The sequence below is a fragment of the Microbacterium sp. NPDC055502 genome, from assembly GCF_053643635.1.
In genome coordinates this window covers 165,822-189,450 of the sequence record NZ_JBSHKJ010000002.1, presented here as the reverse complement: position 1 = coordinate 189,450, position 23,629 = coordinate 165,822, and the positions used below count along the sequence as shown (strand labels likewise).

Annotated in this window: 19 protein-coding genes; 2 read left to right on the top strand and 17 right to left on the bottom strand. The window is 71.3% G+C overall.

Going from position 1 to position 23,629, the window contains the following annotated elements:
- Window position 1 precedes the first annotated feature (1 nt).
- Genes ACWH95_RS11885 through ACWH95_RS11865 form a run of 5 tightly spaced genes read right to left on the bottom strand, consistent with a single transcriptional unit; the run spans window position 2 to window position 4,264 of the window.
- Window positions 2-607 (bottom strand): NUDIX hydrolase, encoded by a 606-nt coding sequence (locus ACWH95_RS11885; protein ID WP_454120703.1) that lies wholly within the window; start codon window positions 605-607, stop codon window positions 2-4.
- Between the two features lie 9 nt (window positions 608-616).
- Window positions 617-1,846, bottom strand: a complete 1,230-nt coding sequence (locus tag ACWH95_RS11880) for an MFS transporter (RefSeq protein ID WP_206251449.1) — start codon at window positions 1,844-1,846, stop codon at window positions 617-619.
- Window positions 1,847-1,855: 9 nt separating this feature from the next.
- Entirely contained in the window at window positions 1,856-2,191 is a 336-nt protein-coding gene (locus ACWH95_RS11875; protein ID WP_454120702.1) for a thiamine-binding protein, read from the bottom strand.
- 4 nt (window positions 2,192-2,195) lie between these two features.
- Complete coding sequence (locus ACWH95_RS11870) at window positions 2,196-3,434, bottom strand: glycosyltransferase 87 family protein (RefSeq protein WP_206251450.1); 1,239 nt, start codon at window positions 3,432-3,434, stop codon at window positions 2,196-2,198.
- Entirely contained in the window at window positions 3,431-4,264 is an 834-nt protein-coding gene (locus tag ACWH95_RS11865; RefSeq protein WP_206251451.1) for an NAD(P)H-hydrate dehydratase, read from the bottom strand. Before ACWH95_RS11865 ends, ACWH95_RS11870 begins: the two co-directional genes overlap by 4 nt.
- Window positions 4,265-4,319: 55 nt before the next feature.
- Here ACWH95_RS11865 and ACWH95_RS11860 point away from each other — a divergent pair, with 55 nt between their 5' ends.
- Window positions 4,320-5,387 (top strand): NADH:flavin oxidoreductase/NADH oxidase, encoded by a 1,068-nt coding sequence (locus ACWH95_RS11860; protein ID WP_206251452.1) that lies wholly within the window; start codon window positions 4,320-4,322, stop codon window positions 5,385-5,387.
- A 69-nt stretch (window positions 5,388-5,456) separates the two neighbouring features.
- On the opposite strand, the gene ACWH95_RS11855 is transcribed toward ACWH95_RS11860, so the two are convergent.
- The 3 genes from ACWH95_RS11855 to guaB1 form a co-directional block, all read right to left on the bottom strand.
- Window positions 5,457-6,518 carry a hemolysin family protein gene (locus ACWH95_RS11855; RefSeq protein ID WP_136035230.1) on the bottom strand — a complete coding sequence of 354 codons (1,062 nt, stop codon included), beginning with the start codon at window positions 6,516-6,518 and terminating at the stop codon, window positions 5,457-5,459.
- On the bottom strand, window positions 6,515-7,834 hold the full coding sequence (locus tag ACWH95_RS11850) for a hemolysin family protein (RefSeq protein ID WP_136030868.1): 1,320 nt from the start codon (window positions 7,832-7,834) through the stop codon (window positions 6,515-6,517). The genes ACWH95_RS11855 and ACWH95_RS11850 overlap by 4 nt, the downstream gene beginning before the upstream one ends.
- Window positions 7,835-7,945: 111 nt before the next feature.
- A complete protein-coding gene (guaB1, locus tag ACWH95_RS11845; RefSeq protein ID WP_454120701.1) occupies window positions 7,946-9,400 on the bottom strand; it encodes a GMP reductase in 1,455 nt (484 codons plus the stop codon).
- A 162-nt stretch (window positions 9,401-9,562) separates the two neighbouring features.
- Between guaB1 and ACWH95_RS11840 the strand changes: the two genes are divergently transcribed.
- Complete coding sequence (locus ACWH95_RS11840) at window positions 9,563-13,255, top strand: multifunctional oxoglutarate decarboxylase/oxoglutarate dehydrogenase thiamine pyrophosphate-binding subunit/dihydrolipoyllysine-residue succinyltransferase subunit (RefSeq protein ID WP_206251454.1); 3,693 nt, start codon at window positions 9,563-9,565, stop codon at window positions 13,253-13,255.
- A 69-nt stretch (window positions 13,256-13,324) separates the two neighbouring features.
- Here the strand turns inward: ACWH95_RS11840 and ACWH95_RS11835 are convergent, their stop codons facing one another.
- From ACWH95_RS11835 to ACWH95_RS11795, 9 genes are all read right to left on the bottom strand, one after another.
- On the bottom strand, window positions 13,325-14,341 hold the full coding sequence (locus tag ACWH95_RS11835; RefSeq protein ID WP_378822695.1) for an N-acetylglucosamine kinase: 1,017 nt from the start codon (window positions 14,339-14,341) through the stop codon (window positions 13,325-13,327).
- A complete protein-coding gene (locus tag ACWH95_RS11830) occupies window positions 14,338-15,594 on the bottom strand; it encodes a family 4 glycosyl hydrolase (RefSeq protein ID WP_136035227.1) in 1,257 nt (418 codons plus the stop codon). Before ACWH95_RS11830 ends, ACWH95_RS11835 begins: the two co-directional genes overlap by 4 nt.
- Before the next feature lie 35 nt (window positions 15,595-15,629).
- Window positions 15,630-16,760, bottom strand: a complete 1,131-nt coding sequence (locus tag ACWH95_RS11825) for an ROK family transcriptional regulator (protein ID WP_136030857.1) — start codon at window positions 16,758-16,760, stop codon at window positions 15,630-15,632.
- Window positions 16,761-16,787: 27 nt separating this feature from the next.
- Window positions 16,788-17,648 carry an ABC transporter ATP-binding protein gene (locus ACWH95_RS11820; protein WP_454120700.1) on the bottom strand — a complete coding sequence of 287 codons (861 nt, stop codon included), beginning with the start codon at window positions 17,646-17,648 and terminating at the stop codon, window positions 16,788-16,790.
- Window positions 17,645-18,496, bottom strand: a complete 852-nt coding sequence (locus tag ACWH95_RS11815) for an ABC transporter ATP-binding protein (RefSeq protein WP_454120699.1) — start codon at window positions 18,494-18,496, stop codon at window positions 17,645-17,647. Before ACWH95_RS11815 ends, ACWH95_RS11820 begins: the two co-directional genes overlap by 4 nt.
- Window positions 18,493-19,485, bottom strand: a complete 993-nt coding sequence (locus ACWH95_RS11810) for an ABC transporter permease (RefSeq protein WP_136032931.1) — start codon at window positions 19,483-19,485, stop codon at window positions 18,493-18,495. Before ACWH95_RS11810 ends, ACWH95_RS11815 begins: the two co-directional genes overlap by 4 nt.
- On the bottom strand, window positions 19,478-20,482 hold the full coding sequence (locus tag ACWH95_RS11805; RefSeq protein WP_136032929.1) for an ABC transporter permease: 1,005 nt from the start codon (window positions 20,480-20,482) through the stop codon (window positions 19,478-19,480). Before ACWH95_RS11805 ends, ACWH95_RS11810 begins: the two co-directional genes overlap by 8 nt.
- Window positions 20,483-20,523: 41 nt before the next feature.
- Entirely contained in the window at window positions 20,524-22,188 is a 1,665-nt protein-coding gene (locus ACWH95_RS11800; RefSeq protein WP_454120698.1) for an ABC transporter substrate-binding protein, read from the bottom strand.
- A 122-nt stretch (window positions 22,189-22,310) separates the two neighbouring features.
- Window positions 22,311-23,612 (bottom strand): GNAT family N-acetyltransferase, encoded by a 1,302-nt coding sequence (locus ACWH95_RS11795; protein WP_454120697.1) that lies wholly within the window; start codon window positions 23,610-23,612, stop codon window positions 22,311-22,313.
- Window positions 23,613-23,629 lie beyond the last annotated feature (17 nt).

The following is a 23,629-nucleotide window of genomic DNA, read 5'->3' as shown; positions in this document are numbered from 1 at the left end:
CTCACGCCGGGGCGAAGCTCCACGGACGTGCCGCGGCGTGCAGCGTGCCCTGCTCCCACGCGAAGGCCCGCCCGCCGTCGAGCACACGCGTCTGGAACAGCTCCGCCGCCCCGGCCGACGCGAGCGCCGCGGAGGCCCGGTCGTGCATCGACAGCCGGTGCAGCGTGACCCAGGTGGGCGGGAACAGCGTCCACTCCCCCGACGCGTGTCGGGCGAGGGCCTCCGCCGGGGTGGCCCAGGCGAGTTCCGCGACCTCCGCCTCGGACGGCACGGCCTCGGCCCGCGGGGCCTCGGCGAGGAAGAACCAGGTGCGGATGCGGACGGGAGCCTCCGCGGGCGGCCGCCACTCCGACAGGGGCACGAGCCCGTCGATCGCGAGGCCCACCTCCTCCGCGGTCTCGCGCACCGCCGCCCGCCGCGCATCGTCCACGCGCTCGGCGCCGTCGCGGCGGTCGCCCTGCTCGACCTTGCCGCCGGGGAACACCCAGGCTCCGGCGAACGAGCCGCGCTCCGGTCGCCGCAGCAGCAGCACGCGGAAGCCCTCGTCGGCGGGTCGCAGCAGCACGGCCGTCCCCGCCAGCGGCAGCTCGTCGTCGGGGATCGTCACCCCGTCACTCTACGACGCGAGTACGACGACCGCTGGGGCGCGACGCGCCTCCACCCCGTACGACAGCAGCGCGATGAGCAGTCCGGCGACCGCGAGCGCGGCGCCGGTCCACGCGGGAGCGGTGAAGCCCCAGCCGAGTGCGATCACGACGCCGCCCAGGAACGCGCCGAGGCTGTTGCCGACGTTCAGCGCGGAGTGGTTCATGGCCGCGGCGATCGACTGGTTGTCGCCCGCGACGTCCATGAGCCGCGTCTGGATGGTGGGGCTGAGCACGGACGAGACAAAGCCGACCAGCACCACCAGCAGGCCGAGGCTCACGATCCAGAACGACAGCACCGCCAGCAGCGCGAACACGACGCCCATCGCGGCCAGGCCACCCAGCAGCGTGCGCCGGAGGTCGATGTCGGCGAGGTGCCCGCCGACCAGGTTGCCCGCGGTCATACCCAGCCCCATCAGCACCAGCACGATCGGCACCGCCCACTCGGGTGACCCCGCGACCTCGGTGACCAGCGGCGCGATGTAGCTGTAGACGGCGAAGAAGCCGCCGAAGCCGATCGCGCCGACGCCGAGCGTGAACCACACCTGTCCGATGCGGAACACCCCGAGCTCCGCGCGCATCGTGCGACCGGGGTCGCCCGGGTGCGCCGGTACGAACAGGGCGATGCAGAGCGTGGCGAGGGCGAACACCAGCGCGACGACGGCGAACGCGGCACGCCAGCCCCACTGCTGCCCGAGGAACGTGCCCAGCGGCACCCCCACGACGTTCGCCACCGTGAGCCCGGTGAGGATGAAGGCGACGCCCTTCGCGCGGTTGCCCGGCCCCATCACCTCGGCGGCCACGAGCGCGCCGATCCCGAAGTAGGCGCCGTGCGGCAGGCCCGCCAGGAACCGCGATGCACCGACCAGCTCGAACGTGGGCAGCACGACGGTCAGCGCGTTGAACACGGCGAGCGCGAGCGCCAGCACGATCATCACGCGGTGGCGCGGGAACCGGGCGACGAAACCCGCGATCGTCGGCGCGCCGATCACCACGCCGAGCGCGTAGAGCGAGATCAGCCAGCCGGCCTGGCTCAGCGCCTCCTCCTGGCTGGTCGCCCAGACGGACGGCAGCAGGTCGGCGGCGATGTTCGGGAGCAGCCCCATCACGACGAATTCGGTCATGCCGATGCCGAAGCTGCCGATGGCGAGAGAGAGGAGCGCCCTCTTCGCCGCACCCCTCGATGCGGTCGAGGGATTCACCGGTTCAGCTTAGCGGGCGTCGCCCTCGTCGATCGCCGCCTCCAGGCGCTCGACCTTCGCGTCGAGCTCGCCCGAGTACCCCGGACGGATGTCGGCCTTGAGCACGAGGGACACGCGGGAGCCGAACGGCATGACCGCCTCGGTCGCACGCTTGACCACGTCCATCACGCTGTCCCAGTCGGGGCCCTCGATCTCGGTGAACATGCTCGTCGTGCGGTGCGGGAGTCCGGAGGCCCGCACCACGCGCACGGCGGCGGCCACCGCGTCGTGGACGGAGGCGTCGGAGCGGTCGACGGCACCGTCGGCCGGTGTGCCGCTGGGGGCGACGGAGAAGGCGATCAGCATGGGTTCACTCCTTGATTCGAGGGGGACGGACGGCGGGAACACGCAGGACGGCGCGCAAGCTCACGACGGTCAGGACGATGAGCAGCACGTTGCGCAGCGTGAGCAGCAGCACGGGCACGGGCTCGGCCCGCAGCAGCGCGTCGTAGGTGAGCGGGTAGATCAGGCAGGTGACCAGGCACAGCGCCAGCACCAGCACGGCGGGCACCGTCGCGCGCGCCCTGTCCCACACGATCCAGAGGATCACGGGCGCGAGAAGCCAGGTCTGGAACTGCGGCGACCCCACCTTGTTGCCGACGATCAGCACCGTCACGAGCGCGAGCGCGAGCGGCGGGAACAACCGGCCGAACACCGCACCGCGCGTGGCCTTGACCGCCCCGAGGGCGGTGACCGCGACGACCGCCACGGCCATCAGCGGCGTGAGGACCGCGGCGACCGCATCGACGCCCGGCGCGGTGATCTGGAACGTGAGGATGTCGAAGCTGTACTCGATGCGGGCGGCACCGGCCACCGCGAGCCACAGGAACGGCGTCGCCGCGACCGCCTCGATCTGCAGGCCGCGACCGGTCTGCGCGGTGAGGAACCCGAGGATCTCGGACCGGGCACCGAGCAGCACGAGCCCCCCGAGCACGACGGCCGTGACCACCAGCGCCGCCACGAGCTGCCGCCACCGCCGGCGCCCGGCCACCACCGCCGCGAGCAGCAGCGCGCCCGGCCAGATCTTGATCCACGCGCCGACCGTCAGGAGGGCAGCGGCGAGCGCGGGCCGCGACAGCAGCCACAGGCCGGCGACGACCGCGATCGGCACGGTGACCGCGTCGATCCGGTACAGCGCGATGGGTCCGAGCAGCAGGAGCGCGGCGCACCAGAACCACGCCGCGGCCGTGCGCGCCCGGCCCGGACGACGCCCGACCAGCACGGCGAACGCGACAGCGTCGAGCACGCCCACCAGCACCGCCCAGGCCACGAGGTACGCGGACGAGACGCCGAGCAGGGGCACGAGCGGGGTGGCCAGGAGCCCGGTGAGCAGCATCGGCAGCAGCGCGAGCTGGGGGTACACCCACGGTTCGGTGACGCCCACGACCGGGCCGCCGCCGAGCGCCGCCGACGACCAGGGCTCGTACACCAGCACGACGTCGCCCATCGGCTGGCTCGGGTAGATCCACCCCGCGAGCGCGGTGAGCAGATGCACCAGGAGGAACGCGGCCCACAGCGCGATCGTCCGGGCGGGCACGCGCCGGGTCACGACAGGACGTCCGCGATCGCGAGGGGCAGCGCCTCCGCCACGTCCAGCGCGACGATCGGGTGGCCCGTGCCGCCCCCACCCACCCCCGCGGCGATGCGCGCGGCGTGCCCGTGCAGCCAGGTGCCGGCCGCGGCCACCTCGGCGAGCGGAGCACCGGGGTTGGCCGCGATCACGGCCCCGAGCACGCCGGCCAGCACATCGCCCGTGCCCGCGGTCGCGAGCCACCCGGTGCCCGCGTCCACGGCGATCACCGGGCCGTCGGGTCCCGCGATCAGCGTGCGGGCCCCCTTGCGCAGCACGACGCCGTGCAGCTCCGCGGCCATCCGTCGTACCTCGGCCGCCGTGTCCTGATCCGCGTCGACGAGACCGAGGCGCTCCCGAAGCCGGGCGAACTCCCCCGCGTGCGGGGTCACCACGAACGGCGCGGTCGCGCCGGACGCCAGGTCGAGTGCGCCGGCGTCGATCACGACCGGGGCCCTGCCCGACACGATCTCGCGCAGCGCCCGCGCCTCGGCGTCCGTCCGCTCCTCGGGGTCGGTGCCGGAGCCGATGACCCACGCTCCGACCCGGGTGCGCCCGGTGTCGGGCCCGCCCACGGTCTCCGGGCGGCGGGCGAGCACGGCGTCGATCACGCGCTGCTCTCCCGCATACCGCACGAAGCCCGCCCCGGCGCGCCACGCGGCCTCGACCCCGAGCACGGCGGCCCCGGGGTACGCGGGCGAACCGGTGCGCAGGGCCACCACGCCGCGCGAGTACTTGTCGTCGTCGCGCGTCGCGGCGCGGACGAACCGGGCCGTGTCGACGCGTGACCACTCGCGCGCTTCGCTCATGCCTCCACGTTAGCGGGCGGCCCCGCCGCCTCCCGAGCCCCGGTAGCGTCGAACCGTGAGCCTCCTCTTCTCCCCGTTGACCATCCGCTCGACCACGTTCCGCAACCGCCTGTGGGTCTCCCCGATGTGCATGTACAGCGCCCTCGACGGCGTCGCGCAGGAGTGGCACCACGCCCACCTGGCGCAGTTCGCCTCGGGCGGCGCCGGGCTGATCGTCGCCGAGGCCACCGCCGTGGTGCCGGAGGGTCGCATCTCGCCGCGCGACCTCGGGCTGTGGACCGACGAGCAGCGCGACGCCCTCGCCCCCGTCGTCCGGGCGATCCACGACCGGGGCTCGCTCGCCGGCATCCAGCTCGCGCACGCGGGTCGCAAGGCGTCGACATGGTGGCCGTGGGCGCCCGAGCGCGGCTCCGTGCCCGCGACCGAGGGCGGCTGGACCACCGTGGCTCCGTCCGCCGTGGCCTTCGACGGGTTCGCGGATCCGGTCGCCCTCGACGCGGCGGGCATCGACCGCGTGGTCGAGGCGTTCGCCACGTCGGCGCGGCGCGCGCTCGACGCCGGCTTCGACGTGCTGGAGCTGCACGGCGCGCACGGCTACCTGCTGCACCAGTTCCTGTCACCGCTGTCGAACCACCGCGACGACGAGTACGGCGGCTCGCTCCACAACCGTGCCCGGCTGCTGCTGCGGGTGCTCGACGCCGTGCGCGCGACCGCCGGCGACGACGTCCCGGTGTTCGTGCGGATCTCGGCGACCGACCACGCCGAGGGCGGGTTCACGCCCGACGAGGCCGCAGTGGTCGGGGCGTGGGCGACCGAGCACGGCGCCGACCTGATCGATGTGTCCAGCGGCGGGCTCGTCGCGCACCAGCGCATCGCCGTGTCGCCCGGCTACCAGGTGCCGCTCGCGGAGACCGTGCGCCAGGGCGGCCGCATCCCGGTGTCGGCGGTCGGCCTCATCACCGCCGCCGCACAGGCCGAGCAGGTGCTGGCCGACGGCGCGGCGGATGCGATCTTCGCCGGTCGGGAGTGGCTGCGCGACCCGCACTTCGCGCTGCGTGCGGCGCACGAGCTCGGTGCCGAGGTCGCGTGGCCGCCGCAGTACGAGCGCGCCCGCTGGCGCTGAACCGCCTCTCGACGACGAAGGCCGCCGCCCCATCGGGAACGGCGGCCTTCGCGCTGGACGGCTGTGGTGTCAGTGCCCGCGCACGCGCCGCGTCGCGTCCTGCACCTCACCGACGAGCTCCTCCAGGATGTCCTCCAGGAACAGCACCGCCGTCGTCTCGCCCGCCGAGTCGCGCACCTTCGCCAGATGACGGCCGGCGCGTCGCATCACGGCGAGCGCGTCCTCCAGGTCGGTGTCCTCCTGCACGGGGACCATGTGGTGGATCCGCTTGCCCGGGATCGGCTCGTGCACCTTCGTGTCCGCGTCCGGCCCCTCCGAGGCGCGCAGGATGTCCTTCAGGTGCACGTACCCGATCGGGGTGTCCTCGTCGTCGACGATCACGTAGCGCGAGAACCCGTAGCGGGCCACGGCCTTCTCGATGTCGTCCGGCGTCGTGGTCTGCGGCAGCGTCACGAGGTCGCCCAGCGGCACCGCCACGTCGCGCGCCTTCTTGTCGGTGAACTCGACGGCGGCGGTCACGGTGCCCGCGGTGTCCATCAGCACGCCCTCGCGACGGGACTGGCTCACGATCGTGGCCACCTCGTCGAGCGTGAAGGTCGAGGCCGCCTCGTTCTTCGGCTCGACGCGGAACAGCCGCAGCACGCCGTTGGCTGCCGCGTTGAGCAGCCAGATCACCGGCATGAACACCTTCGAGATCCACACCAGCGGCGACGCGAGGATCAGCACCGCGCGGTCGGGCACCGAGAACGCCAGGTTCTTCGGCACCATCTCGCCGAACACCACGTGCAGGAACGAGACGACGAGCAGCGCGATCACGAACGAGACCACGTCGACCGCGCCGTCGGCCCAGCCCAGCGCGTGCATCGGCACCGCGAGCAGGTGGTGGATCGCCGGCTCCGACACGTTCAGGATCAGCAGGGAGCAGATCGTGATGCCCAACTGCGAGGTCGCGAGCATGAGCGTGGCGTGCTCCATCGCGTACAGCGCCGTCTTCGCGGCCCGGGACCCGCGCTCGGCGCGCGGCTCGATCTGCGAGCGCCGCGCGGAGATGACCGCGAACTCCGCGCCGACGAAGAACGCGTTCGCCGCCAGCAGCACGACCAGCCAGGCGAGGCCGACCCAATCGCTCATCGCGACACCTCCTCGGCCTCGAGGGAGTCCGGTCTGGGCACGTAGCGCACCCGGTCCACCCGGCGGCCGTCCATCCGGACGACGTGCAGCGTGCCGCTCTCCAGCGGCACCTCGTCGCCCACGACCGGCACGCGCTCCAGCACGCTCATGACGTAGCCGCCCACGGTGTCGTACACGTCGCCCTCCGGCACGTCGACGCCCGCACGGCTGCGTAGCTCATCGGGGCGCAGCTCGCCGGGGAACGTGATGCCGTCGCGGTTGCGGATGATGCCGGCCCGCGTGCGGTCGTGCTCGTCGGACACCTCGCCCACGAGCTCCTCCACCAGGTCCTCCAGGGTCACGATGCCCGCCGTGCCGCCGTACTCGTCGACCACGACGGCCAGCTGGTAGCCGCGGCCGCGGAGGTCGGAGATCAGCGCGTCGACGTGGGCGGTCTCCGGCACGCGCAGCGGCTCGGTCGCCAGGGCGCCGACGGGCACCTCGGCCCGCCGCTCCCGCGGGACGGCGATCGCGGCCTTCAGGTGCACGACGCCGGTGATGTCGTCGAGGTCCTCGTCGAACACCGGGAAGCGGCTGTGGCCCGTGCGGCGCGCGAGCTGGATCACGTCGTCGACCGAGTCGCCCGCGGCGATCGCGTGCATGCTCGGACGGGCCGTCATCACGTCGGCGGCCGTGAGGCGCGAGAACGTCAGGGTGCGGTCGAGCAGCGTCGCCGTGTCGGCCTCCAGCAGCCCGGCGCTCGCGGAGCGGCGCACCAGAGACGACAGCTCCTCCGCGCTCCTCGCCCCGGACAGCTCCTCCTTGGGCTCGATGCCCATGCCTCGCAGCACGCCGTTCGCGCTGCCGTTGAGCACCACGATCGCGGGCTTGAACACGGCCGTGAACGCGGTCTGGAACGGGATCACGAGCTTCGCGGTCGCCAGGGGCAGCGCGAGCGCGAAGTTCTTCGGGACCAGTTCACCCAGGATCATCGACAGCACCGTGGCCACGAACATCGCCACGACGGTCGCGATCGGGGCGACCGCGGCTTCCGGGATGCTCCAGGCGACGAGCGTCGGGCGCAGCAGGTTCGACAGCGCCGGCTCCATCGTGTAACCGGTGAGCAGCGTGGTCAGCGTGATGCCGAGCTGCGCGGACGACAGGTGCGTCGAGGTGTGCTTGAGAGCGCTGATCGTGAGCGAGAGCCGGGATTCGCCCCGGGCCTGTCGCGCCTCCAGTTCGGCCCGGTCGAGATTGACCAGGGCGAACTCGCTCGCGACGAAGAGGCCGGTGCCGACCGTGAGCAGGAGCCCCACGCCCAACATGATGAAATCCATCAGCTATTCCTCTCCGCGGAGAGTTCGGGACGGTGGGGCGATGTTCGGCAACTGGGGGGGTCGTCCATAGTGCGCTCGATTCTACAGAACGCCGCCATGACCGCGCCCGTGCTACCAGCTCACCGGCAGCGCCTTGCCCTCCTCGTAGCCGGCCGCGGACTGCAGGCCGACCAGCGCGCGCTCGTGGAACTCCGGCACGGTCGCGGCACCCGCGTACGTGAACGACGACCGCACGCCGGACGTGATCATGTCGAGCAGGTCCTCCACACCCGGCCGCAGCGGGTCGAGGTAGATCTTCGAGGAGGAGATGCCCTCGGCGAACAGCTCCTTGCGGGCGCGCTCGTATGCGTCGAGGCGCTCGAACCGCGCCTGCACGGCCTTGGTCGACGCCATCCCCCACGACTCCTTGAACAGGCGGCCCTCCGCGTCGCGCTGCAGCTCGCCCGGCGCCTCGATCGTGCCGGCGAACCACGAGCCGATCATCGCCGAGGCCGCGCCGGCCGCCAGTGCGAGAGCGACGTCGCGCGGGTAGCGCACTCCCCCGTCCGCCCACACGTGCGCTCCGGCCTCGCGGGCGGCCTGCGCCGTCTCCAGCACCGCCGAGAACTGCGGGCGCCCCACGGCGGTCATCATGCGCGTCGTGCACATCGCGCCGGGGCCGACGCCGACCTTGAGGATCGTGGCCCCCGCATCGACGAGGTCGCGCACGCCGTCGGCCGTGACGATGTTGCCCGCGACGATCGGGAGGCCGAGGCCGAGCTCGGCCACCGTGCGCAGTGCGCGGAGCATGCCCTCCTGGTGGCCGTGGGCGGTGTCGAGCACCAGCACGTCCACCCCGGCACCGGCGAGCGCGCGGGCCTTCGCGGCGACGTCGCCGTTGATGCCGACCGCCGCGGCCACCGCGAGTCGTCCGTCCGCGTCGACGGCGGGGCGGTACAGCGTGGCGCGGAGGGCGCTGCGGGCGCTCAGCGTGCCGACGAGGTGCCCGTGGTGGACCACGGTGACCATGTCGACGTCCGCCTCGGTGATCACGTCGAACGCGTGCCGCTCCGAGCCGATGTCGTCGGCGTCGATCGACGGGCTGCCGCGGTGGACAAGGTCGCCCAGCTGCGCGTCGGGGAGGGCGGTCGCGAGGCGGGTCGCCGGCAGGATGCCGAGGATCCGCTCCACGTCGATCGGGCCGGACCCCTGGGCGACCACGATCCCGTGACCGCTGGTGGCCGGCAGCAGTCGCAGCGCCTCGGCCACCGTGGCGTGCGGGGGCAGCACGATCGGCGTGTCCCACAGCACGGGCTGGCTCTTCACATCGCGGATCGCCGCGTCGAGCTCCTGCAGCGGGAGGTCCTGCGGCAGCACGCCGAGCGCACCGCGCCGGGCGAGCACCGCGGCGAGGCGGGGCCCGGTGACCGAGTTCATGTTCGCGGCCACCAGCGGCAGGGTCGCCGGGGTGCCGTCGTGCGGGGCCAGATCCACCTGGAGCCGACTGGTGACGCCCGACCGGCGCGGCACCAGGAAGACGTCCGAATAGGTCAGATCGACGGTGGGCTGCGCGCCTGAGAACTCCATGCCTCCACGGTACCGAGATCGGGACGGCGCGGGCGGGTGGCTTCGACGATTACCCGGGCGAAACAGGTTAGGCTTGGTGGTCGAGAGTGTGCGCGCCCGAACGCATTCCTGCGTCGTGCCTCCGCACCGAAGATCTTCAGCGATGAAAGAGGGCGATAGAGCGTGTCGAACCAGGTGACCGGCGTCGGTGGCGACGGGGGGTTCGGAGCCAATTCCTGGCTCGTCGAAGAGCTCTACGAGCAGTTCAAGGAGAACCGCGACTCGGTCGACAAGGAGTGGTGGCCCATCCTGGAGCAGTACCACTCCGAGGCCACGGCCGCCGGGACGAGCGCGACGGGATCCGCTCCGGCTGACACCGCAGCCGCACCCGCGCATCCGGTCACCGCGCCCATCCCCGTGATCGGTGCGCAGCCCGTCGCCCGCACGACGGCCAAACCCGCCGCGGCCGCCCCGATCCCCGCGCAGGCGCCGAAGCCCAAGCCCGAGTCGAAGGAGCCGGTCGAGTCCTCCGAAGAGGACAAGGTCACGCCGCTGCGCGGTCTGCCCAAGACCCTCGCCGCGAACATGGACGAGTCGCTCACCGTCCCCACCGCGACCAGCGTCCGCACCGTCCCCGCCAAGCTGATGATCGACAACCGCATCGTCATCAACAACCATATGGCCCGCACGCGCGGCGGCAAGGTCAGCTTCACGCACCTCATCGGCTGGGCGCTCATCCGCACGCTCGACGAGTTCCGCAGCCAGAACGTGTTCTACGCCGAGGTCGACGGCAAGCCCTCCGTCGTCGCCCCCGCGCACGTCAACCTCGGCATCGCGATCGACCTGCCCAAGCCCGACGGAACGCGCGCCCTCATGGTGCCGAGCATCAAGCGCGCCGACACCATGACCTTCACCGAGTACCTCGCCGCGTACGAAGACCTGGTCACCCGCGCCCGCGGCAACAAGCTCACCGCCACCGACTTCCAGGGCACCACGGTGTCGCTCACCAACCCGGGCGGCATCGGCACGGTGCACTCGGTGCCGCGTCTCATGAAGGGCCAGGGCTGCATCATCGGCGCCGGCGCCCTCGAGTACCCGGCCGAGTTCCAGGGCGCGAGCGAGAAGACGCTCAACGAGCTCGCGATCGGCAAGACCATCACCCTCACCAGCACCTACGACCACCGTGTCATCCAGGGCGCAGGGTCCGGCGAGTTCCTGAAGAAGGTGCACGAGCTGCTGATCGGGCAGCGCGGGTTCTACGACGACATCTTCGCCGCGCTGCGCATCCCGTACGCGCCGATCCGCTGGAACCCCGACATCGCGGTCGACCTGGCCGAGCGCGTCGACAAGCAGTCCCGCGTGCAGGAGCTGATCAACTCCTTCCGCGTGCGCGGCCATCTGATGGCCGACATCGACCCGCTCGAGTACGTGCAGCGCTCGCACCCCGACCTGGAGATCGAGAGCCACGGGCTGACCTTCTGGGACCTCGACCGCGAGTTCGTCACGGGCGGCTTCGGCGGGCGCCGCGTGGCGAAGCTGCGCGACATCCTCGGCGTGCTCCGCGACTCGTACTGCCGCACGCTCGGCATCGAGTACATGCACATCCAGGACCCGGAGCAGCGCCGCTGGTTCCAGGAGAAGGTCGAGGTCAAGTACCAGAAGCCCGGCCACGACGAGCAGCTGCGGGTGCTCCGCAAGCTGAACGAGGCCGAGGCGTTCGAGACCTTCCTGCAGACGAAGTTCGTCGGCCAGAAGCGGTTCTCGCTGGAGGGCGGCGAGTCGCTCATCCCGCTGCTCGACGAGATCCTCCAGGGCGCGGCGACTGCGGGCCTCGAGGGCGCGGCGATCGGCATGGCCCACCGCGGCCGCCTCAACGTGCTGACCAACATCGCCGGCAAGACCTACGGCCAGGTGTTCCGGGAGTTCGAGGGCACGCAGATGCCCGGCAACCAGCGCGGCTCCGGCGACGTGAAGTACCACCTCGGCACGGAGGGCACGTTCGTCGCCGACGACGGCTCCTCGCTCCCGGTGTACCTCGCCGCCAACCCCTCGCACCTCGAGACCGTCGACGGCGTGCTGGAGGGCATCGTCCGCGCCAAGCAGGACCGCAAGCCGATCGGCACGTTCGCCTGGCTGCCCATCCTCGTGCACGGCGACGCGGCCTTCGCCGGTCAGGGCGTCGTCGTGGAGACCCTGCAGATGTCGCAGCTGCGCGGCTACCGCACGGGCGGCACCATCCACGTCGTGGTCAACAACCAGGTGGGCTTCACGACCACCCCGAGCGACGCCCGCACCTCGGTGTACGCGACCGACGTGGCCAAGACGATCCAGGCGCCCATCTTCCACGTGAACGGCGACGACCCCGAGGCCGTCATCCACGTCGCGCAGCTGGCGTTCGAGTACCGCGAGCGCTTCCACCGCGACGTCGTGATCGACCTGGTCTGCTACCGCCGTCGCGGTCACAACGAGGGCGACGACCCGTCGATGACGCAGCCGCTCATGACCGACCTCATCCAGGCCAAGCGGTCGGTGCGCCGCCTGTACACGGAGTCGCTGGTCGGTCGCGGTGACATCACCGAGGAGGAGTACGACGAGGCCAAGGCCGACTTCCAGAACCGCCTGGAGATCGCTTTCGCCGAGACGCACGCCGCCGAGACGGGTGCCACGCCGATCGCGCCCGAGCTCCCGCCGGTCGAGGACCAGGTGGGCGCACCCGAGGTCACCGGCGTCCCCGCCGAGGTCATCCAGCTGATCGGTGACGCGTTCGTGAACAAGCCCGAGGGCTTCACGGTGCACCCGAAGATCCAGCAGCTGCTGGAGAAGCGCCTCGACATGAGCCGCAACGGCAACATCGACTGGGGCTTCGGCGAGCTCCTCGCCTTCGGGTCGCTGCTGGTCGAGGGCACCCCGGTGCGGCTCGCCGGACAGGACTCGCGCCGCGGCACGTTCGTCCAGCGCCACGCCGCGCTGCACGACCGCGCGAACGGCCAGGAGTGGCTGCCGCTGTCGAACCTGTCCGACGCGCAGGGCCGCTTCTTCGTCTACGACTCCCTGCTCAGCGAGTACGCCGCGCTCGGATTCGAGTACGGCTACTCGGTCGAGGCGCCCGAAGCGCTCGTGCTGTGGGAGGCGCAGTTCGGCGACTTCGTCAACGGCGCCCAGTCGGTCATCGACGAGTACATCTCCGCCGCCGAGCAGAAGTGGGGTCAGCAGTCCAGCGTCACGCTCCTGCTCCCCCACGGCTACGAGGGCCAGGGACCGGATCACTCCTCCGCCCGCATCGAGCGCTTCCTGCAGCTGTGCGCTCAGGAGAACATGATCGTCGCGCGTCCGTCGACCCCGGCCTCGCACTTCCACCTGCTGCGCCGCCAGGCCTACGCCCGTCCGCGCAAGCCGCTGATCGTGTTCACCCCGAAGGCGATGCTGCGCCTGCGCGGGGCGACGAGCCCGGTCGAGGCCTTCACGCAGGGCCGTTTCGAGCCGGTCATCGACGACGACCGCGGTCTCGACCGTTCGGCCGTCAAGCGCGTGCTCGTGCACTCGGGCAAGGTGCACTGGGATCTGCGCGCCGAGCTGGAGAAGAACCCGAACCCCGAGGTGGCCCTGGTGCGCCTGGAGCAGCTGTACCCGACGCCGATCGACGAGCTCAAGGCCATCACCGACTCCTACCCGAACGCCGAGCTCGTGTGGGTGCAGGAGGAGCCGGAGAACCAGGGTGCCTGGCCGTTCCTCGCGCTCGCATTCGCGGATGTCCCCGGCGACCGCACGTTCCGTCCGATCTCGCGCCCGGCGTCCGCTTCGCCCGCGACCGGATCGTCGAAGGTGCACGCCGCGGAGCAGGCGACGCTGCTGCGCTCGGCCGTCACGCTCGGCTGACCGTTCGACCGCAACGGGCGCCGCGACCACTCGGTCGCGGCGCCCGTTCCCGTTGCGGCGAGGGCGGTCTCAGCGCGCCACGACGGGTTCGGCCGCGTGCCGAAGATCCGAGCTGAGGTGGTCGCGGGCGCGTACCTTCGCGGTCGCCTCCGCCCCCGCGGCGTCGAGCACGAGGAGCGCCGCCCCCAGCACAGGCGGCGCGTCCACGATCTCCAGCCGCGCTGAGGGCGCGTGCTCCGCAAGCCCCGCGTGGATGCTCGCGAGCAGCAGCGGGTCTCGGCCTCGTGCGACTCCGCCGCCGAACAGCACCGGCAGCTCGACCGCGCGCAGCCCGAGCCGGTCGACGCAGGCGCGCACGAACGCCACGACCTCGTCCGCCTGACGCCGCACCACCTGCCGTGCGACCTCGTCCCCCGCGGCCGCCGCCTCGAATAGCAGCGGTGCGAGAGCCGCGAAGGCCTGAGCCGGCCGTCGTCCGAGGTGCACGTCCTCGATGAGCGCGGCGACCGAGGAGGCGTCGACCGCGGCGAGAAGCCGCTCGACCAGCAGGGTGTGCGGTCCCCGGCCGTCCTCGGCCCGTGCGGCGTGCCATACGACCGCGTCGCCCAGTTCGGCGCCCCCGCCCCAGTCGCCCGAGAGCGGGCCCAACGCGGGGAAGCGCACCTGCGCCCCATCCGCCCGCACCCCGATGGCGTTCATGCCCGTGCCGCAGATCACGGCGACGGCGTCCTGCGCGTCGGTTCCGGCGCGCAGGAGTGCGTGCAGGTCGTTCTCCACGATCGCGCCCGGCGACCAGGGCAGCGGCGCGATGGCCGCACGGAACGCCGCGATCTCCTCCGCGAGGTCGAGTCCGGACAGGTACAGCCCCACGACGTCGAGGTCACGCGGGTCGCGGTCGCCGAGGGCGCGCCGCACGAGCCCGTCGATCACGCGGACCGACGGGGCGAGTCCGTCGATCTGCGGGCTCGACCCGGTCCCGCGCTCCCACGCGAGCACCTCTCCCGCGGTGTCGAGCAGCACCACGTCGGTCTTGGAGCCGCCGCCGTCCGCCGCGAGGACGAGCCGGTTCCGGTCGCGGCGGGTCACGCCCACTCCAGGTATCGCGCGTTGGCGGCGAGCAGCAGATCGGTCAGCTTCTCGGCGCGCTCGTGCTGCAGGACGAGCGGGTGCGCACGCATCGCCCGCAGCACGCGGTCACGCCCGCCGGCGGTCGCCGCGTCGAGCGCGAGCCGCTCGTAGCCTGCGACCGCGGAGATCAGTCCGCGGATGTCGTCGGGCAGTGCCGCCACGGGCTCGGCGAGGAAGCGACCGTCGCGATACCGGGCGGGCACCTCGATCACGTGGTCGTCGGGGAGGAACGGCAGTACCCCGTCGTTGCGGAGGTTCACTACGCGCGGCACCTCGGCGCCCCCGCGGATCGCGATCAGCAGCTCGATGGCCGCCTCGGAGTAGAACGCCCCGCCGCGCCGCTCGAGGATCTCGGGCTTGGTGTCGACGGAGGGGTCGGCGTAGAGCGCCAGCAGCTCGTGCTCGATCGCGCGCACCTCGACCGCGCGGGTCGCGTGGTGACGCTGTTCGTGCAGCACCTCGTCGTGCGCGTAGTAGTACCGCAGGTAGTACGAGGGCAGCACGCCGAGCTGCGCGAGCAGGGCGGGCGGGAGCTCGACCGTGTCGGCCAGTTCTCGCCCCCGCGTCGCGAGGGCCGCGGGGAGCTGGTCGACGCCGTCGATGTAGACGCCGCGCTCCCAGGTGAGGTGGTTGAGCCCCACGTGGGCGAGGGTGACGCGGTCGGGCGCGACTCCGGCCTCCTCGGCGAAACGCCGCTGGAAGCCGATCGCCACGTTGCACAGTCCGACGGCGCGGTGCCCGTCCTCCAGCAGGGCGCGGGTGACGATGCCGACCGGGTTGGTGAAGTCCACGATCCACGCCTCGGGCTTGGCGTGGCGACGCACGACGTCGGCGATGCGCAGCACCACCGGGACCGTGCGCAGCGCCTTCGCGAGTCCGCCGGGGCCCGTGGTCTCCTGCCCGATGCAGTCGACGTCGTGCGGCCAGCTCTCGTCCTGCTCGCGGGCGTCCTGGCCACCCACGCGGAGCTGGATGAGCACGGCGTCGGCGTCGCTCACACCCGCCGCGAGGTCGGTGGTCGTGAGCAGTCGCGCGGGATGCCCTCCCCGCGCCATCATGCGGCGGGAGATGCCGCCCACGAGCCTCAGGCGGTCGGGATCCGTGTCGACGAGCACGAGCTCCTCGATCGGCAGTTCACGCTGCAGCCGGACGAACCCGTCGATCAGCTCCGGCGTATAGGTCGATCCTCCGCCGACGATGGCGAGTTTCATCTGTCCTCCTTGTTCGGGCGGGTGCCCGGTGGGCGTCAGTCGGTGGGGATGCGGTCTTCGAGGATCGTGCGGATCTGCTCGACCAGGAGCCGGCGGGCACCGAGGAGCACGGCGCTGTCGCCCGTTCCGCTCAGGCGCACCTCCGGGGTCGGCCGTTCCTCTCCGGCGGCACGCTCGGCCACGAGCTCGGCGAGCCGCTGTCCTCCCGCGAGGTTGGTCGGCCCGCCGAGCACGATCAGGGCGGGGTCGAGCACGACCAGCACGGGCTCGATGGTCAGCGCGATGCGGTCGGCGACCATCCGCAGCACCTCGTCGTGCAGCGCGAGTGCGGCGAGGCCGTCGTCGTCGGGGGGCAGGAGGTCGAGGATCACCTGCGAGCCGAGCAGATCCGTGGTCACGGCTCCGGGCTGACCGGTGCCGGCGGCCACGGTCAGGTAGCCGATCTCCCCGGCACTGCCGTGCGCGCCGCGGTGGATGGTGCCGCCCAGGTCGACGCCGACACCGAGGCCCACACCCGCCCAGAGGAACGCGAAGCTGTCGACGTCCTGGGCCACGCCGACCGCACGCTCGGCCATCGTGGCGAGGTTGACGTCGTTCTCCAGCGTCACCGCGACACCGAGCGCGGCCTCGATCCGGGCTCTGGCGCCCGTCGCGGGCCACCCCGGCAGCGAGTCCGTGAGCGACAGGGTGTCCTGCCCCTGACCCACCGCGGCCTGCACGCCGATCGTCACGGCCTCGATCGTGTCGCGGTCGGCTCCGGCGGCGGCGCATGCGGCATCGACGGCGCGCGCGATGTCCTGCTCGGGCGAGCGTTCCTCGCCGATCACCGGAAGGTCGACCACCGGATGCTCCTGGCCGGTGGCGTCGACGAGCGTCGCCTGGATGCTGCCGTCGAGCATGCTCACCGCGACCCCCGCCACCCGGTCGGTCCGCACGCCCCAGCTCACCGCGCTCGGGCCGCGACTGCCCGCGACCTCCCCCACCGGCAGCACGAGGTCGGCGCGCTCGAGTCGCGCGATCATCTGCGTGGCGGTCGGCTTCGACATCCCGGACAGCTCGCCGAGTCGCGTGCGGGTCAGCGGGCCGTGCTCGAGGATGAGTCGCAGCGCTTCGCGATCGTTCCTGGTGCGCAGCCATGCCGAGGTGCCTGGGTCGATCTGTGCCATGGTGTGTGTTCCTTCCCCGCGACCGACTCAGGCGATGCCGAGTTCAGCGCGGACGTGGTCGCGAAGGCGGCCGAGGTTCTCGGGTTCGGGAGCGGCACCGAGGAGGGTCTTGGTGTACTCGTGCTGCGGGTTCAGGATGACCTGGTCGGCGGGTCCGCGTTCGACGACGTCGCCCTTGTAGAGCACCATGATCTCATCGGAGAAGTGGCGGGCTGTGGCGAGGTCGTGGGTGATGTACAGCACGCCCAGGTTCTCTTCCCGCTGCAGCTCGGCCAGCAGGTTCAGGACCCCGAGCCGGATCGACACGTCCAACATGCTCACCGGCTCGTCGGCCACGATGAACCGTGCCCCTGGGGCCAGCGCCCTCGCGATCGCGACCCGCTGCCGCTGCCCGCCGGACAGCTCGTGCGGGCGGCGCTCGGCGAAGCTCTCCCCCGGGGTCAGCCGGACCCGTTCGAGCAGCTCGATCGCCCGCGCCCGCACCGCCGTCCCGGACAGTTTCGGGTGGTGCAGGCGGATCGGACGCTCCAGGTGATGCACGATCGTGTGGAACGGGTTCAACGACGCGAACGGGTCCTGGAACACCATCTGCACATCCGACCGGTACGCCTCCAACGCCCGACCCCGGGTGCCCGACTCGACACCGTCGAGGAGGATGGACCCGGAGGTGGGCGTCTCCAGCTTCATCAGCATCCGCGCGATCGTCGACTTCCCCGACCCCGACTCCCCCACCAGCGCGACCGTCTTCCCGGCCTCGATCGTGAACGACACGTCCTTCACCGCATGCAACACACTCGTGCGGAACCCGGAGCGCAGGGTGAAGTCCTTCACCAGATTCCGCGCCTCCAGGGTGCCGGTCGCGGTGGTGGTGTCGGCGATGGCGGTCATCGGATGCCCTCCTGGCTCATACCCGTGCGGACGAAATCGCCCCGCTCCCCGGTCAACGACGGGAAACTCGACAGCAGCCGTTTCGTGTACTCGTGCTGCGGGGTCCGGTAGATCTCCTCCGCCGTGCCCTGCTCCACGATCCGCCCCTGCAGCATCACCGCGATCCGGTCGCTGATCTCGATCAGCATCGGCAGGTCATGCGTGATGAAGATCACCGCGAACCCCAACCTCTCCCGCAACCGCATGATCTCCCGGATGATGCCCCGCTGCACCACCACATCCAACGCCGTCGTGGGCTCATCCATGATCATCACCTGCGGATCGAGCGCCAACGCCATCGCGATCATCATCCGCTGCCGCATCCCGCCCGACAGCTCGTGCGGGAAACTCGTCAACCGATTCGGATCCACCCCCACCAGGGTCAGCAGCTCCTCCGCCCGCTCCCGCTTCGCCCTCTTGCTCATCCCGGGCCGGTGCGTGTCGAAGATGTCGAAGATCTGCGCCCTCACGCTGATCACCGGGTTGAGCGAGTTCATCGCCCCCTGGAACACCATCGAGATCTTGTCCCAGCGGAACGCCCGCAACCCCTCCCCATCGAGGCCCACCACATCGATGTCGTGACCATCCCGGTCATGGAACACGATCTCGCCCTGGGTCATCAACGCCGGAGCCTTCAACAACCGGTTCATGCCGTACGCGAGGGTGGTCTTCCCACACCCCGACTCCCCCGCCAACCCCAGGATCTCGCCACGGTTCAGCGTCAGCGACACGTCGCGGACAGCCTTGACCGGCGGATCCACCTCATACTCGATCGACACATTCCTCGCCGACAGCACCGCCTCGCTCATGCGACCGCTCCTTCCCCGCCGACGCCACGACCGGCGCGACGTGCTCGGCGCTGGCGGCGCGCGGCCACCGGCGCAAGGCGCAGCTTCGGGTTCACGATCTCGTCGATCGCGAAGTTGATCAGCGACAGGGCCGTGCCGATCAGCGCGATGATCAGGCCGGGCGGCACGAACCACCACCAGGCGCCGCTTCCTACCGCCTGACCGGTCTGGGCGTCGTTGAGCACCGTGCCCAGGGTGATCGACCCGGTCGGTCCGAGGCCGAGGTACGACAGCCCCGCTTCACCGAGCACCGCGAAGATCACCCCGAAGATCAGCTGCGCGGCGAGCAGCGGCACCAGGTTCGGGAGGATTTCGACGAAGATCACCCGCAGCGGACGCTCGCCCGCGACGACCGCCGCGGCGACGTAGTCCCTCGTGCGCAGCGACCGCGCCGTCCCGCGGAGCACCACCGCCGACCCCGCCCAGCCGGTGATGCCGAGCACCAGCGCCACCAGCAGAGAGCTGCGGGCCAGGTCGCCCAGGCCCTCCGTGTGCTGCACGTAGGCGGCGATCACCATGACGAGCGGGAGCCCGGGGATCACGAGCATGATGTTGGTCGCGAGCATCAGGGTCTCGTCGAGCGCTCCGCCGAAATAGCCGGCGAGCACGCCGAACACCAACGCGAGGAACAGCGCCACGACGCCCGCGACCGCACCGACGAAGAGCGAGCCCTGCGTGCCGGTCGCGACCTGCGCGAGCACGTCGAAGCCCAGCTTGGTGGTGCCGAACGGGTGCTCGGGGCTCGGCGGCAGCAGCGGCTCGAAGCTCGCGTCACGCGGATCGCCGAGCAGGAGCGGGCCGATCAGCCCGAACAGCACGATCGCGGCGAGCACGATCATCCCGACGAGGAGCTTGCCCGACAGGCGCGGGAGTCCGCGGCGCAGGCGCGCCGACCGGGCGACGGCCACGGCGTGCGTGGACTCGGACGGGGAGACGATCAGATCAGCCATCGCGGCGCACCCTCGGGTCGATGAAGCCGTACAGGAGGTCGATCAGGAAGTTGGCCGCCAGCACGGTCAGCGTGATGACGAGGAACACCCCCTGCATCAGGGCGTAGTCGAGTCCCTGGACGGACTGGATCATGAGCTTGCCGAGTCCGGGGTAGCTGAACACCTGCTCCGTCACGATCGAGCCTGCAACGACGAAGCCCAGCGCGATGCCGAAGCCGGCGAGGCTCGGGATCGACGCGTTGCGGGCCGCATAGGCCCGGCGGATCCGGGAGGGCCGCAGCCCCTTCGCCTCCGCCGTGAGCACGTAGTCCTCCGACATCGTCTGCACCATCATGTTCCGCATCCCGAGCAGCCAGCCGCCGACCGAGGAGATCACGATCGTGGCCGCCGGCAACAGGGCGTGCACGAACGCACTCGCGAAGAACGCGGGTGTCCACTCCGGACCCGCCGGGAACTCGAACACGTCGTAGCCGCCGATGATCGGCAACAACCCCAGTTGCACCGAGAACACCGCGACGAGCACCAGCGCGAGCCAGAAGTACGGGATGGACTGCAGGAACGTGGTCACCGGCACCAGCTGGTCGACCCAGGTCCCGCGGAGCCATCCGACCCAGGCGCCCGCGAGGATCCCGAGCACGAACGAGATGATGGTGGCTGCTCCGACGAGCGTCACCGTCCACGGCAGAGCCGCGGCGATGAGCTCGCCTACCGGGGCCGGGTATCGGGTCGACGAGACCCCGAGATCACCGTGCAGCAGCCGACCCCAGTAGGCGAGGTATTGATCCCACAGCGTCGATCCCTTCTCCGCGCCGAGGATGGAGGTGATCGCCGCGATCGTCTCCTCGGACAGCGGTCGTCCACCGTTCGCGCGCCGGAGCTTGCCCAGCATGATCGCGGCGGGGTCGCCGGGCAGCAGCCGCGGCAGCAGGAAGTTGAGGGAGATCGCGGCCCAGAGCGTGATGATGTAGAACGCGATGCGGCGCATCCAGAACTTCACGAGCCTCTCCTCTCGTCGGATCGAGCCATGGGTGCTGTGCCCTACTTCTTCGCCGGGCGCAGGTGCGTGAGGATGACCGCGGAGGCCGTCGACAGGTACGGCAGTGGTGCCGCGTACATGTCGTCCTCCGTCGGCCAGCCCGTGAAGTCGGCCGTGTTGAAGAACGACTGCGAGGCGTTCAGCACGACCGGGATGTAGGGCAGGTCACGCGCGATCTCGGCCTGCACCGCGGCGTACGCCTCCTTCTTGACCGCCTCGTCCTGCGTCGCGCCGGCCTGCTTCACCGCGGCGTCGACGACGGGGTTGGTGTAGCGGGCGTAGTTCTGTCCCTTGGTGGGCTCCTCGCCGACCTTGGCGCTGGCGGCCGTGGTGAAGTACTGGTCGTAGTTGGAGTACGGGTCGGCGACCAGCGACTGCGTGATGCCGTAGAGGGCGAGCTGGAAGTCGCCGGTCGAGATCGGCGTCCAGTACTCGGCCTCCGACACCGTGCGCGCGTTCACGCGGATGCCGGCCTCCGCGGCCTGTGCGCTGATGAGCTTGGCGGCGTCGTTGTAGTCAGTCCAGCCGTCGGGCGAGAACAGGTCGAGCTCGATCGCGGTGCCGTCCTTGCCGTAGAAGCCGTCGGAGCCCTTGGTGTAGCCGGCGTCTTCCAGGATGCCCTCGGCGGTCGCCGCGTCGGGCTCCTGGGGGCTGACCGCCAGGGACGGATCGCTCAGCCACTTCTCGTCGCGCGGCAGCAGGGCGAAGCTGGGCGATGCCTCGCCGGACAGCCCGGCGAACGCCTTGCTGCTGATGGCCGCCCGGTCGATCGCGAGGTTGAGCGCCTGACGCACGGCCGGGTCGGTCTGGGCTCCCGCGCAGCCCATCGACGTGTCGGCGCAGGTGACGATCACGGTCGGGTCCTGCTGCTGGTTCATCGTGCTGATGCGGCCGTTCGAGGTCACACCGTCCGGGTTGGCGATGAACTGGCCGACCCAGTCGAGCTTGCCGGTCTTGAGCAGATCCTCAGAGGACTGGTTGGAGTCGATGCCGATGTCCTGCACCTCGGTGATCTCGGGCGGGCCGTCGCGGAAGAGCGGGTTCGCCTCGAGCGTGTAGGCGGCGTCGGTGAACGACTTGAGCATGTAGGGGCCGGACCCGACCGGCTCGGGGTTCGTCTCGGTCATGTAGTCGTCGATGTCCGACCAGATGTGCTTCGGGATGATCCAGGTCGAGCCGAGGATGAGCGGGGTCGCGGTGAACTTCGCGGAGGAGTACGTCACGACGACCGTGGTGTCGCCCGTGGCCTCGGCGGACACCATGTCGGGGTCGAGGTTCGATCCGTAGCCCAGGCTGAACGCGACATCCTCGGCGGTGAGGTCCTCGCCGTCGCTCCACTTCAGGTCGGGCTTGATCGTGATGGTGAGGACGGTGCCGTCGTCACTGAACTCGTACGTGTCGCCGAGCATCCCGACCGGCGGGTCGGCGGACAGCTGGTTGAAGAAGAACAGCGGCTCGTAGATCGCGCCGAACGTCATGTGTGTCGCGGTGTCCACCGCGAACGGGTTGAAGTTGTTGGTGATCGGCGTCATCGACCCTGACCACATGCGCAGCGGGCGATCTGTGCCGGATGCGCTGCCACCGGGCGTGCAGCCGGCCAGTGCCAGCGCGAGGGCGGCGGCACCGGCGACGAGAGGAAGGGTCTTCCTCCAGCGGTTGACGTGCATGGAAACCTCGTCTCAAGAGCTTCGTTGCGGAAGTCGAGCAGAGCGGACAGGCATCCGCTCTGAGGCGAGGTTATAGTAAAGGCTCTTTCCAGTAAAGAGGTTTCTAGTTATTCGATTCGAGGTCAGTACCAGATGTCGAGCGACGGGGCGGGGAACGCGGCCAGGGCCCGGTCGAGCGCCCCCACGGCCTCCGGGGAGCCGCTGATGCGGCCGGCACCCGCCAGCGAGGCCGCGCGCACGCTGCCCGCGTACAGCGACGACAGCGCCGACACCGAGAGCGTGACGTCCGCCTCCTCGCCCGAGGCCGACTCGACCTCGGCACGCCCCGCGCCGTCCACCCGCATGCGCCACTCCCCCTCGGAGAAGCCCAGCGGGTCTTCCACCCGGATCACGACGTCGAGCGGAGACGAGTACCGGCGCCCCACGAGGGCGGCAGGCACATCGAGGATGCGCAGCCAGCCGTGGTCGTGCACGATCTGGGTGACGCCGCGCGGGTCGGCGACCAGCCACGGCAGCGCATCATCGAGCGGGCGCAGGTCGGCGGTCACCTCGTCCACCAGGTCGTGCTGCAGCGCGAACCGCCACAGCATCGCGGTCGACTCCGGAGTCTCGGCGACCAGCAGTCGCACGTGCAGGGCGAACCGGAACGACTCGCCCTTCTCGCTGACCGCGTACGCCATCACACCGCGGACCACGCCGTCGGCGTCGACGTGTCGTACGCCCCGCACGCGGTCACGGTCGGTGTCCGACGACTGCAGACCGGCGAGGCCCGTCCAGCGCGCACGCCACCCCGGCACCTGTCCCGACCGCGCACCGCGCGAGCGCTCGTGCACCGCGCCGAGCTCCTGTGCGAGCTGCTCACGATCCAGGTACTCGATGCGCCCCTGCGGTGCGGGGCCGTCCCAGCCCGCGCGCCGCGTATCGACCGTGAACCGCGCGACCGGCACGGCAGACCCGAATCCGTAGCGGCCGTAGATCGTCGCCTCCGATGCCGTGAGCCCGGCGACCGCGACCCCGGCGTCTGCGGCGGCGCGCAGCTCGCCCTCCAGCAGGGCGCGGGCGATACCGCGGCGCCGGTGCGTCCCGGAGACCGTGACCCCGCTGATCGCCCACAGGCCGATCTCGCCGCCGGGCACCGTCATGGGCGTCACCCAGGAGTCGATCGTGGCGACGGGGTGCGGCGCGGTCGCCGCGTCGCGCTCATAGACCCCGATGTTGCGGCGGCTGCGCACGGTGGGCAGCCCGTCCGCAAGAGTCTCGGCGGTGGGTTCCGCGCCCAGGAAGCCACGGGCCAGCGCGCGCTGGAACGCTTCGACCGCCGCGGCGTCATCCAGGTCGAGCACCCGGTAGTCGAGCCCCTCCCCTGCCAGACGGTCGACGGAGGTCTGATCGGCGGGGATCCCGCGTGCATCGATGAGGGCCATGCGACCAGCCTATTGGC